The 12,941-nt window shown below is 46.2% G+C and carries 8 protein-coding genes, 1 tRNA gene and 1 rRNA gene; all 10 read left to right on the forward strand.

The genetic code is table 11. The features are described 5' to 3' along the window. Positions 1-4: 4 nt before the first annotated feature. A 5S ribosomal RNA gene (rrf, locus tag NNC77_RS03970) occupies positions 5-117 on the forward strand. A 380-nt stretch (positions 118-497) separates the two neighbouring features. Next, positions 498-938 (forward strand): lytic transglycosylase domain-containing protein, encoded by a 441-nt coding sequence (locus NNC77_RS03975; protein WP_254970174.1) that lies wholly within the window; start codon positions 498-500, stop codon positions 936-938. Positions 939-1,137: 199 nt separating this feature from the next. Then, positions 1,138-1,210 (forward strand) — tRNA-Met (locus NNC77_RS03980). A 159-nt stretch (positions 1,211-1,369) separates the two neighbouring features. Next, a complete protein-coding gene (locus tag NNC77_RS03985; protein WP_006847902.1) occupies positions 1,370-1,966 on the forward strand; it encodes a TetR/AcrR family transcriptional regulator in 597 nt (198 codons plus the stop codon). Between the two features lie 52 nt (positions 1,967-2,018). Further along, entirely contained in the window at positions 2,019-2,777 is a 759-nt protein-coding gene (fabG, locus tag NNC77_RS03990) for a 3-oxoacyl-[acyl-carrier-protein] reductase (protein WP_022120325.1), read from the forward strand. Between the two features lie 28 nt (positions 2,778-2,805). Then, a complete protein-coding gene (locus NNC77_RS03995) occupies positions 2,806-3,474 on the forward strand; it encodes an RluA family pseudouridine synthase (protein ID WP_022120326.1) in 669 nt (222 codons plus the stop codon). 17 nt (positions 3,475-3,491) lie between these two features. Continuing rightward, entirely contained in the window at positions 3,492-8,252 is a 4,761-nt protein-coding gene (locus NNC77_RS04000) for a translocation/assembly module TamB domain-containing protein (RefSeq protein ID WP_254970173.1), read from the forward strand. After that, positions 8,252-10,657 carry a BamA/TamA family outer membrane protein gene (locus NNC77_RS04005; protein WP_254970172.1) on the forward strand — a complete coding sequence of 802 codons (2,406 nt, stop codon included), beginning with the start codon at positions 8,252-8,254 and terminating at the stop codon, positions 10,655-10,657. The genes NNC77_RS04000 and NNC77_RS04005 overlap by 1 nt, the downstream gene beginning before the upstream one ends. Before the next feature lie 187 nt (positions 10,658-10,844). Then, a complete protein-coding gene (locus tag NNC77_RS04010) occupies positions 10,845-11,756 on the forward strand; it encodes a nucleotidyltransferase (protein ID WP_022120329.1) in 912 nt (303 codons plus the stop codon). A 15-nt stretch (positions 11,757-11,771) separates the two neighbouring features. Next, the gene (locus tag NNC77_RS04015) at positions 11,772-12,806 is read left to right on the forward strand and encodes a DHH family phosphoesterase (protein ID WP_437183274.1); all 1,035 of its coding nucleotides are present in this window, start codon (positions 11,772-11,774) and stop codon (positions 12,804-12,806) included. Positions 12,807-12,941: the final 135 nt, after the last annotated feature.

The following is a 12,941-nucleotide window of genomic DNA, read 5'->3' on the forward strand; positions in this document are numbered from 1 at the left end:
ATTATCAGGTGGTTATTGCGGTGAGGTCCCACCTCTTCCCATTCCGAACAGAGAAGTTAAGCTCACTTGCGCCGATGGTACTGCAATGCAATGCGGGAGAGTAGGTAGCCGCCTCCTTTTATCAAGAGCCTCGATTACGAAAGTAGTCGGGGCTTTTCTGTTTTCCCACTGCTCCTTTTACCTTTTATAGTTCCTTTTACCTTTTTACTCTTTTACCTTTATATTGATTTATATCAAACCTAAGTGTTACTAAGTGTTTAATTACGTAAAAATGCGCTGATAATCAGCTGATTACTTGCATAATTCGATTTTTTTTTGTATCTTTGCAAACGATAAGAATAAGGATACCAGTATCTTGTGCTTTTTGTTGTGTGAGAAGGTATCCATTAAGGTATCTAACGGGACTGAGGTGAGCAGCCTTTCTTTTTCTCACAAGTTGCCACCGCGAAATCTCTGATGTTGTATTTCAGCTTTTCAGGTTCCATAAAACAATTAATATGAAGAGAATAACAATGGTATTAGTCAGCATGTTAATGCTGACATTAGAAATTCATGCAGCGTCGGCTGCAACATTAGGAAATGTATCCTCTACCAGCGAGATGGACTGGACTCCAGTGATGGACGCTATCATTCAGGTAGAGAGTAAGGGTGATCCGAAAGCTAAGAGCGGTAACTCTGTAGGTGTGATGCAGATCACTCCAATTTTAGTAGCAGAATGTAATAATATTCTGAAGCGCAAGAAATCGAAGAAGCGCTACACTTTGGCTGATAGATATAATGTAGCTAAATCTAAAGAAATGTTTCTATTGATTCAGAGTGTCTACAATCCTCTTAATAGTATCGAGCACGCAATCCGTTCATGGAATGGCGGTAATCATTTCAGTAAGAAGCGTACTCAGAGATATTTCGAGAAGGTAATGAAACTTTTGAAAAAGTAATTCTTTTCCATAAGGCCCGATTGTTCTTTTTCAGAACAATCGGGCTTGCTTTTTACTCGTTTTCGCCTCTTTTATGTACGTTTTGTTGCTATTCAGTTTAATAACTGTTAAATATATGCAGATTTCTGACAAAATGTTTGGTGGGGTCGGGAAAAAGTCGTACCTTTGCACTCGCAATTCAGAAATGAGTTGGTTATATCGCGGTGTGGAGCAGTTGGTAGCTCGCCAGGCTCATAACCTGGAGGTCGCATGTTCGAGTCCTGCCGCCGCAACAATGATCGGGTAAGAAGTTGGTCAACAACATCTTATCCGATTTTTTTATGCCCTAATTTATTAATTTAACATTAAATATTTGTTTAATTCGAATTAAAGTGCTACTTTTGCACAATAATATTTTTATGTGCAATAAATAAAATAGGAAGGGCTTCAATATGTCAGTATCCAAAACAAGACAAAAACTGGTAGATGTCGCGCGACAACTCTTTGCCAAGAATGGTATAGCAAATACTACGATGAATGATATTGCTGTAGCTTCAGGTAAGGGTAGACGTACGCTCTATACTTATTTCAGTAGGAAAGAGGATGTCTATTACGCTGTGATAGAATCAGAGTTGGAGCGTCTTTCGGATAAATTGGACGAGGTTGCCAATTGCAAGATGCGTCCACAGGATAAAATCATCGAGCTTATCTATACTCACCTCAGTATGATCAAGGAAACGGTTGTAAGAAACGGTAACCTCCGTGCTGAGTTCTTCCGAAACATCTGGATGGTTGAGAAGGCGAGAAAAAACTTCGATGAAGACGAAATAGAGATTCTCAGAAGAATTTATGCCGAAGGAAGAGAAGATGGTGAGTTTGATATTGATAACATCGATCTGGTGGCCGATATTACTCACTATTGTATCAAAGGTCTCGAGGTTCCATTTATCTATGGACGTTTGGGCCATGGCATGAATGTGGAGTCGAGCAAACCTCTTGTTGCCAAGGTGGTTTATGGTGCCTTGGGAAAGTCGGGCTTGAAACTCTAGATAAAAGATAGTAAATACGTAACTAATTGATAATTAATTAAATAAGAAAGAAATGGGATTATTAAGTGGTAAAACAGCCCTTGTAACAGGTGCTGCTCGCGGCATCGGTAAGGCTGTCGCTATGAAGTTCGCCTCTGAAGGCGCTAACATCGCATTTACAGACCTCGTACTCAATGACGATATGGCTGCCGGTTTGGAAGCTACTCGTAAGGAGATTGAGGCTCTTGGTGTAACCTGTCGTGCTTATGCTGGTAATGCAGCAGATTTCGAGGAGACACAGAAGACAGTTAAGCAGATTCATGAGGACTTCGGTTCTATCGATATTCTGGTTAACAATGCAGGTATCACCAAGGATGGTTTGATGCTCCGTATGAGCGAGGCTCAGTGGGATGCTGTTTTGAATGTAAACTTGAAGTCAGCCTTCAACTTCATTCATGCTTGCTCTCCAATCATGCTTCGTCAGCGTGGTGGTTCTATCATCAACATGGCTTCTGTTGTAGGTGTTCATGGTAATGCAGGTCAGTGCAACTATGCAGCTTCTAAGGCTGGTATGATTGCTTTGGCTAAGTCTATCGCTCAGGAGTTGGGTCCTAAGGGTGTACGCGCCAATGCTGTAGCTCCTGGTTTCATCGAGACTGCAATGACTGCACAGTTGCCTGAGGAAATCCGCAAGGACTGGATGAAGAAGATTCCATTGCGTCGTGGTGGTCAGACTGAGGATATCGCAAATGTTTGCCTCTTCCTCGCTTCCGACTTGTCTAGCTATGTAAGCGGTCAGGTTATTCAGATCGACGGTGGTATGAACATGTAATCTCTCGGCAACGTTTTGTTGATAAAACATGCAGGTAGTTTACGAAGACAACCATATAATCATAGTCTCTAAGAGAAGTGGCGAAATCGTGCAGGGCGACAAGACCGGCGACGAACCTCTCTCGGAGACTGTGAAACAGTACATCAAGGAGAAGTATCACAAGCCGGGAAATGTATTTCTCGGGGTGGTGCATCGCCTTGACCGTCCTGTTTCGGGTTTGGTCGTATTTGCCAAGACTTCTAAGGCATTGAGCCGTCTGAACAATATGTTCCGGGATGGCGAAGTTCACAAAACCTATTGGGCAATCGTGAAGAACATGCCAAAGGAACCTGAGGCTACGCTCACCCATTGGATAGTAAGAAATGAAAAGCAGAATAAGAGCTATGCTTACGACCATGAGGTGAAAAACTCGAAGAAAGCGATATTGAAGTATAAGGTGATAGGTCATACAGACCATTATACACTTCTGGAGGTGAATTTGATGACGGGTCGTCATCATCAGATAAGATGCCAGCTTGCCAAGATGGGATGTCCTATCAAGGGAGATCTGAAATACGGTTCTCCACGTAGCAATGCAGATGGCAGTATTTCTCTCCTTTCACACAGAGTAGAATTTGTTCATCCTGTGTCTAAAGAAACAATAGTAGCAGAGGCTCCGCTGCCGGATGATAATCTTTGGCGGGCTATTGCACCCTAACTCAAAAATCCATGCTTATGAAGAGGTATGCGAAATGGGCAGGAATCACGGTGTTGACTCCATTGGTGCTCATCTTGTTGTTATCCATTCTGCTTTATCTGCCACCTGTTCAGAATTGGGCGGTAAAGCAAGTGGCTGCTTATGCCTCAGAGTCGACGGGTATGGATATTTCGGTAAAGCAAGTACGCCTCGTCTTCCCTCTGAAACTGGGAGTGGAAGGCGTAAAGGTACTTCAGCCAATCGACTCACTCAAGAATTCCCCAAACTTGGCTTTAAGAAATAAGAGAGATACCGTTGCCGACATCCAGAAGATGGTGGTAGACGTACAATTGTTGCCTCTTTTCGAAAGTCAAGTCATGGTGGATGAACTCAATTTCACCCAGATGAAGGTGAATACCACGAATTTTATTCACGAAGCCAGAATCAAGGGCAATGTAGGTAATCTGCGCCTGAAGGCTCATGGCATTGACCTCGGTAAGGAGAAGGTGAGGGTGAATCATGCCCTGTTGGCTGATGCCCGACTCTCGGTAGAACTGAGCGATACTGTGCCGCCGGATACTACGCCTAGTACCAATTTCTGGAAGGTGAATATCGAAAAACTGAAACTGAAGAACACTGATTTCGTATTACACATGCCTGGAGATACCCTCCAGGTGAATGCTTATTTTGGAGATGCGGTGGCGCAGACTACCTATCTCGACCTTTATAAAGGACTTTATCAGATAGGTCATCTTGACTGGAAGAAGGGCAAGATGAACTATGACCAGAACTATATCCGTCCGGTATCGGGCATGGACTTTAACCATATCGCCCTGTCGGCCATGACTTTGAAGGCAGACTCTTTCTATTATTGCGATTCAAAGATAGATGTCAAGATACGTGAAGCTCAGTTTAAGGAGAAAAGCGGTTTGCAGGTAGACCAGCTCTATGGCAGATTCGTGATGGATTCCGTGAAACTGCAGTTGCCTGATATTTGTCTCCGTACCCCATACTCCCAGTTGCAGGCAACGGTGGATATGGATTTGAATGCCTTTGATGAGGTGAAACCTGGCAAGTTGATGGCACAGCTGAAGGGAGCTTTGGGTCGTTCAGATTTGTTCCTCTTTGCAGGCGATGCCTTCCCAAGCGCCATGAAGAAGAAATGGCCATTCTATCCGATGAAGATAGAAGGTTCGTTCAAGGGAAATATGCAGCAGGCATCTTTCTCGGGCTTGAAACTGTCACTGCCTACAGCCTTCGAACTGAGTGCTGATGGAAAATTGAGTAACCTGACGGATATGAACCGTCTGAAGGCAAATGTAGATCTGAACGCCCGTACCTATCATCTGGATTTCATTACCGCCATGCTTGACCCTTCTCTGATGCAGGAGATACGTGTGCCTAGCGGTATCGGAATCCGTGGTAACATTCAGGCAGACGGCTCCAGATATGCTACCCGACTCGCCATTACCGAAGGTCGTGGCAGGATGAAGGTAGATGCCAAGATAGATGCGAAGACCCGGAAAGACGGCAGTATTGATATGAATCGTCTGGCTTATCAAGCTAAGATTCAGGCGCACAACATCCAGGCAAAGCATTTCCTGCCAAAACAGGATTTGCATTCTTTCACCGGCTCATTGCAGGCGAAGGGAGTGGGAACCGATTTCCTTTCTCCGCGTACCCGATTACAGGCTAAGGCACAGGTAAACCAGATTCAGTATGGCAAATACAAACTGGATCATGTATTGGCAGTGGCTCACGTTGCCAATGGAAAGGTGCATGCCGATATTGACAGCAAGAACCAGTATCTTACAGGGCTCGTCAGCCTTGATGCACTTACGAATTCCAAGAAACTGGAGGCTACCCTGGTGGCAGATGTCCGCGATGTGAATCTTTATTCGTTAGAGGTAACGAAGGCACCGATGCGCCTGTCGCTCTGCGGTCACATGGATATCAGGTCCGACCTGAAGGACAGTCATGACATCATGGCTTCGATGAGTGATATTACGGTTCGTACGGCAGAAAAGAATTATCGTCCGGTGGGTGTTGATGCTGATGTCTTTACCCGCAGAGATACCACGCATGCAGTTATCGATTGCGGCGACTTCCATCTCAACATGGATGTACACGGAGGCTATAAGCAGTTGCTGAGCCGTTTTGCCGGATTGCAGAAAGAATTGGCTCATCAGCTCAGAAACCATCATATCGACCAGGTGAAGATTCGCAGCCAGTTCCCGTTCGGTCATGTTTATCTTACCACAGGAAAGGACAATTTCATTTCCCGTTTCATCGCTTACTGCGGTTATGATTTCAAGACGGTGGATATGAAGATGACCATGTCGCCTGTAACGGGTGTCAATGGTTATCTCAACATTGATTCTCTGGTAGCGAGTGGCATGCAGTTGGATACAATCCGTGCCTTGGTGAAGACAGAGGGTGATACCATCCGCTATGCAGCACGTGTTCAGAACAATAAGCATAATCCTCAGTATGTGTTCCGTGCACAGGTAGAGGGCGAACTGCAGGAGAAGGGTTCCAATATCGATGCCCGCATCTATGATGCCAAAAACAGATTGGGTGTAGATGTGGGTCTGGAGGCGCTGTTGCTGGAAAACGGTGTGAAGATTTCGCTCATTGATACCCATCCTGTCCTGGGTTACAAGAAGTTTACTGCCAACGATGACAACTATCTGATGTTGGGCAATGACGACCGTGTTTCTGCCAATCTGAGTCTGAAGGCAGCCAACGGCATGGGTATCCGTATATACAGCAATGATGAAAACGAAGAAGCGCTGCAGGATCTTACGGTGAGCATGAGCCAGTTTAATCTGGATAAAGTGCTCAGCGTGATTCCTTATATGCCGGATATCTCGGGTATTCTTGACGGCGACTTCCATATTATCCAGACCAAGGATGAACTCTCGGTTTCTTCTAATCTGAACATCGACAATATGGTTTACGAAAAGTGTCCGATGGGAGATGTCGGTACTGAATTCGTTTACATGCCAAAGAGCGACGGTTCTCATTATGTAGATGGTTTCCTCAATTATGAGGGTGAAGAAGTAGCTACCGTAAAGGGTACTTACAAGTCTGAAGGAAACGGTTATCTTGATGCCGAAGTGGGCATGGAGAAGTTGCCTCTGCATTTTGTCAACGGTTTTGTTCCAGACCAGATTATGGGTCTGAAGGGATATGGCGAAGGAAAACTGAGTTTGAAGGGAGCCTTGAGCCAGTTGGATGTAGAGGGCGAAGTATATCTGGATTCGGCTTATCTCGTCAGTGTGCCGTATGGCATCACGATGCGTTTTGCCAACGATCCTGTCCGTATCATCGGCAGCAAGTTGCTCTTCGAAAACTTCATGATGTATGCCAACAATGAGAGTCCGCTCAATATCCAGGGCAGTCTCGACTTTACGAATATAGAGAAGATGATGCTCGATATCCGGATGCGAGCACAGAACTTTCTGCTGATTGATGCCAAGGAGAATGCCCGTTCCGAGGCTTTCGGCAAGGCGTATGTCAACTTCTATGGTGCGATGCGCGGACCGGTAAGCAATCTGAAGATGCAGGGTAAACTGGATGTCCTCGGCAATACGGATATGACGTATGTGCTGAAAGAATCGGAACTGACTACTGATACGCAGCTCGATGAGCTGGTGAAGTTTACGAATTTCAAGAGTGGCAAGCCTGTCGTTGTCAAGCGTCCGGCACTGGAAGGATTGAACATGATGTTGGGCATGTCGATAGACGAGTCGGCTCATATCCTCTGTGCTTTGAATGCCGACCAGACCAACTACATCGACCTGATGGGCGGTGGTAATCTGACGATGACTTACAATTCGGTTGATGGCATCGGCATCACGGGCAAGTATACCCTGAACAATGGCAAGATGAAATATTCGCTGCCTATCATTCCGCTCAAGACGTTTGATATCCAGGACGGCAGCTACATAGAGTTTAACGGCGATCCGTTCAACCCGACCCTGAACATCACGGCAACAGAGAATGTCAGGACAACGGTAAACGAGGGACAGGGAACCGGCCGCTCGGTGGATTTCATTTGTGGCGTAAAACTCTCGCAGACATTGAATAAGCCAGGCATCCAGTTTATCGTTTCCTCACCAAACGATGCCACCTTGCAGGATGAACTGAACACGATGAGTATTGAAGAGCGGGGTAAGATAGCCATTACGATGCTGGCTTCGGGCATGTATCTTGCCAACGGAAATACCAATTCGTTCTCCATGAACAGTGCCTTGACCTCATTCCTCAACTCAGAGATCAATAATATTGCAGGTTCAGCGATGCGTTCTGTGGGTGTGGATGTCGGTATGTCGGTAGATAACTCCACCAATGCAGCAGGTGCCATGCACACCGATTACAACTTTAAGTTTGCCAAGCGGTTCTTCAACAACCGCTTGAGTTTCAGTGTGGGCGGCAAGGTTTCTACCGGTGCAGAAATGGAGAATGCAGCCAACAATGATGATGCATTCTTCAACAATATCGAATTGCAGTACCGTCTCAACGAAGGTGCGAGCCAGTATATCCGTGCCTTCTACAACAACAATACCTACGATTGGCTCGAAGGTTTGATAGGTGAGTATGGTGTCGGTTTCAAATGGCAGAGAAAGTTGCAGCATTTCAAGGACATCTTCCGGTTCAAGACCGATAAGCAGCAGATTCCTGAAGCCCCAATGGAGAAGAATCCTGCGGTGAAGAAGAGTACGAACGAAAAGAAGGATACGATGGAGAAAGCTAGAACAAAGGACTTTGACCCATTGAAACTTAACGAAAAGTAATGAGCGATATGAAACAGCAGAACAGGTTATACCTTATTATATATATGGCAGCATTGCTGATGTTGTCGGGGCAGCTCATAACGGGTTGCTCTTCAACCAGTGCGCTGAAAGACGACGAGCAGCTGTTTACGGGTCTGGTACCTATCGAGTATAAGAACTACGAGAAGGGAGCTTATGCTGATTCTACCATCACCGAGATGGAGTATGCCCTGGCTTCGGCTCCGAACGGTGCCTTGTTCGGGAGCAGCTATTACCGCACGCCGTTCCCTGTGCGCCTCTGGATATGGAATGCTTTCTCTCAGTCGGATGGAGCAATGGCTAAGTGGATAACCAAGGTATTCGGTTCCAAACCTAAGCTGATGGCGAATGTGAATCCGCAGCTACGTGCCCAGGTAGCCGAGCATCAGCTCGATAAATATGGCTATTTTAATGGTAAGGTGACTTATGATGTGCTGACACAGAGTAATCCGAAGAAGGCGAAGGTTGCCTATCATGTAGACTTCGGTCATCTCTGGACGCTCGATTCCATGGCTTATCTCAACTTCCCAGCCAAGAGCAAGCAGCTCATAGATGCCTCCATGAACAAGGCGCTCATCCGGAAGGGGAGTCCTTTCAATGTCGCCAACATGGAATCGGAACGTCAGCGTATCACCCGTCTGTTCCGCAACAGGGGCTATTATTTCTATCAGAACAGTTATGCTTCTTATCTTGCCGATACCGTGAATGTGCCCGGCAAGGTGCAGTTGCGGCTGATGATGGCAGACAGCGTGGACGATAGGGCTACCCGCCAGTGGTATATCGGAAAGATTCATGTTAATTTCAGAAAGCAGTATATGGAGGAGTTGAAGGATTCCTTTGTGCGCAGCTATCTGAGTTTCCATTATAATGGAAGAAAGATGCCGATACGTCCGGGCATCGTTTTGCAGAGTCTGCGCCTGCGTCCCCGTGAACTGTATCGGGTACGTACCGAGGAACGTGCCAAGACCGGACTTCAGGAGATGGGACTCTTCAGCTATTCCAGCATCCAGTTTACCCCCCGTTCGGTGCAGACCCTAGACAGTTTGGGCAATGTAGTATATCGTGATACCTTGGATGCCAATATCGATCTGGTATTCGACAAGCCATACGATTTCTATGTCGAGGCAAATGCCCGCGGTAAAACGACCGGTAGAGTAGGACCGGAGCTGGTAGTGGGTCTTACCAAGCGCAATGCTTTTCATGGAGGCGAGAAACTTACTGTCAACCTGCATGGTTCGCATGAGTGGCAAACCATCAGTCAAGCTGGTGGAGGTTCTACCCGCATCAATTCCTATGAATACGGATCGGATGTATCCGTAGAGTTCCCTCGCATCATCACGCCTTGGAATATGTTCAGAACGATGGAGCAGAATGAGCGCAGATACCGTGCCGGGCATATGCCTACCAAATATCGGGGTGTGCCAACTACTACCATCAAGGCTTCGATGAATGTGCTGAACAGAGCCAGCTATTTCCGGCGTCATGTGGCAGCGGGCGAGTTAACCTATGCGTGGTCTACCTCTTACCAGCATCAGCATTCTTTCAGTCCGCTGATTCTCTCTTATGAGTTTATGAACAGCCGCACAGCCGCTTTCGACAGCATCCTCGCCCTGCATCCTTATCTTCAGATATCTATGCGCGACCAGTTTGTGCCTAAGATGAGTTACACCTATACTTATCGCAGTCCGCGCCGTTACCGCCATCCTATCACCTGGTCAACCACCATCAGCGAGGCAGCCAATATCCTTTCGCTCGGTTACATGGCGGCCGGAAAGGGATGGAACGAGAAAGACAAGAAGATGTTCAAGAATCCGTTTGCTCAGTTCCTGAAACTGGAGACAGATTTCGTGAAATATTGGCGTATCACCCAGGATGGTACGCTGGTGGGACATGTCAATGCCGGCATTATCTGGAGTTATGGCAATGCCGAGAATGCTCCTTATTATGAGCAGTTCTATATCGGTGGTGCCAACAGTGTGCGTGCCTTTAATGTGCGGAGTATCGGACCGGGCAGATACCAGCCTACCAACAGCAAGTATTCGTATATCGACCAGACGGGCGACATCAAGTATCTGATGAATCTGGAATACCGTCAGAAGGTATGGGGCGATCTCTATGGAGCTCTTTTCCTGGATGCAGGTAATGTGTGGACCTTACGCAACCATGAGTACAGTCCGCTCGGCAAGTTTGATGTAGACAAGTTTTTCCGGCAGCTAGCGGTAGGCACCGGTGTCGGTGTGCGTTATGACATGGGTATGTTTGTGATACGTGTCGACTGGGGTATCGGTCTGCATGTTCCTTACGATACCGGCAAGAATGGCTTCTATAACATCCGTCGGTTCAAGGATGCCCAGAGTCTGCATTTCGCTGTGGGTTATCCTTTCTAGGTTTAGCCTGGGAGATGTGTCCGAAAATAAGTCTGATATGTGTTACAGATAGTGCATAAAAGGACAAAAATTGATATTAATCAAAAAAAAGTAGGAAAACGTGCGGTTAACTGCATTTTTTTTGTTACTTTTGCATCGTTATTTTATAAATAACTATCAACTATTAATAAATAAAAGTATAGACAAAATGAAACCTACGTTATTGCTTTTGGCTGCCGGTATGGGTAGCCGTTATGGTGGTTTGAAACAGCTTGATGGTCTGGGTCCTAATGGTGAGACTATCATGGACTACAGCATCTATGATGCTATTCAGGCTGGTTTCGGAAAGATCGTATTCGTTATCCGCAAGGACTTCGAAGATCAGTTCCGTGAGAAGATTCTTTCAAAGTATGAGGGTCATATTCCTGCAGAACTTTGTTTCCAGGCATTGGATGATCTCCCAGAGGGATTCTCAGTTCCAGAAGGTCGTGAGAAGCCATGGGGTACAAACCATGCTGTCCTGATGGCAAAGGATATCATCAAGGAACCTTTCTGCGTAATCAACTGCGATGACTTCTACAACCGCGATTGCTTCATGGTAATCGGCAAGTTCCTCTCTGAACTTCCAGAGGGCAGCAAGAATCGTTATGCCATGGTAGGTTTCCGTGTAGGTAATACCTTGAGTGAGAATGGTACCGTAGCTCGCGGCATCTGCTCTAAGGATGCTGATGAGAACTTGACAACCTGTGTAGAGCGTACCGAGATCATGCGTATCGACGGTAAGGTATCTTACAAGGACGAGCAGGGCGAGTGGGTTGCTGTTGGCGACAATACTCCTGTTTCCATGAACGTTTGGGGCTTCACACCTGATTACTTCCAGCATAGTGAGGAGTACTTCAAGGAGTTCTTGAGTGATCCTAAGAATATGGAAAACAAGAAGGCTGAGTTCTTCATCCCATTGATGGTCAACAAGCTCATCAATGAGGGTACAGCTACTGTTAAGGTGCTCGATACTACCAGCAAGTGGTTTGGTGTAACTTATGCTGCCGACCGCCAGAGTGTTGTTGACAAGATCCAGCATCTTATCGATGAGGGTGTTTATCCTAACAAGCTCTTCTAATTTAATGTGATGGATATAAACATTAATATATTGACAGATCAGGAAGCCGCTATTCTCCGAGAGACGATAGCGGCTTCTCATCGTATAGTCGTCTGTGCACATAAGTCGCCAGACGGTGATGCCATCGGCTCTTCTTTGGGATGGGCTGGTTATCTTCGCTCTTTGGGCAAGAAAGTTGACATTTGTGTGCCGGATATGGTACCGGATTCTATTTCCTGGTTGCCTGGAGCTGCCGGTATCCTGCGATATGACAGACAGCCTGAACAGGTGCAGCGAGCATTCGATGAAGCCGACCTGGTATGCTGTGTTGACTTTAGCAGTGAGGGACGTCTTGATGAGATGGACCATGTATTGTTGGGTTGCAAGACTCAGCGTGTCATCATCGACCACCATCTGGCTCCTAATCTTGAGGCTAAGCTGCTGGTTTCGCAGCCACATGCCAGCAGTGCCAGCGACCTGGTATTCCGTGTAGTCTGGCAGTTGGGAGGTTTTCCACAGATGGATCAGACTTGGGCTACCTGTATCTATTGCGGCATGATGACCGATACGGGCGGTTTCACCTATAATTCTACCCAGCCTTATATCTATTATATCATCTGCTTGCTGCTTACCAAGAACATCGACAAGGATAAGATTTACCGTAATGTCTTCAATAATGCCCGCATTCCGGCAGTCCGGTTCCGTGGCTATCTGATGAATGAAAAGCTGCAGGTAGTAGAGGGACTTCATGCCAGTTTCTATACAGTGACCCGTAAAGAGTTGAAGAAGTATGACTTTATCAAGGGCGATCTGGAAGGATTGGTGAACGTACCTCTTACCATCAAGGGACACAAACTCTCCATTTCTCTTCGTGAAGATACGGATATAGACAATCGCATATTGGTAAGTCTCCGTTCGGTAGACGATTTCCCATGCAATAAGATGGCAGCCGAGTTCTTCAATGGTGGCGGTCATCGCAATGCTTCTGGCGGCAAATTGCTTTGCAGCATACAGGAGGCAGAGCAGATAGCATTGAAGGCTATCCTGGCATACGCCGATATGCTGAAGTAGCCGATTTTTTCCTTAGAAATGACGAAAAAGACAGAAAACAACCCCGTTTTGAGGCAATAGGATGATAATAAGTGATAAATAATAATAAAATCAACCTATTCCTCTCGGTGTTGTCTTATCTTTTTTGTACCTTTG

The sequence above is a fragment of the Segatella copri genome, from assembly GCF_024330485.1.
Classification (GTDB): domain Bacteria; phylum Bacteroidota; class Bacteroidia; order Bacteroidales; family Bacteroidaceae; genus Prevotella; species Prevotella copri_L.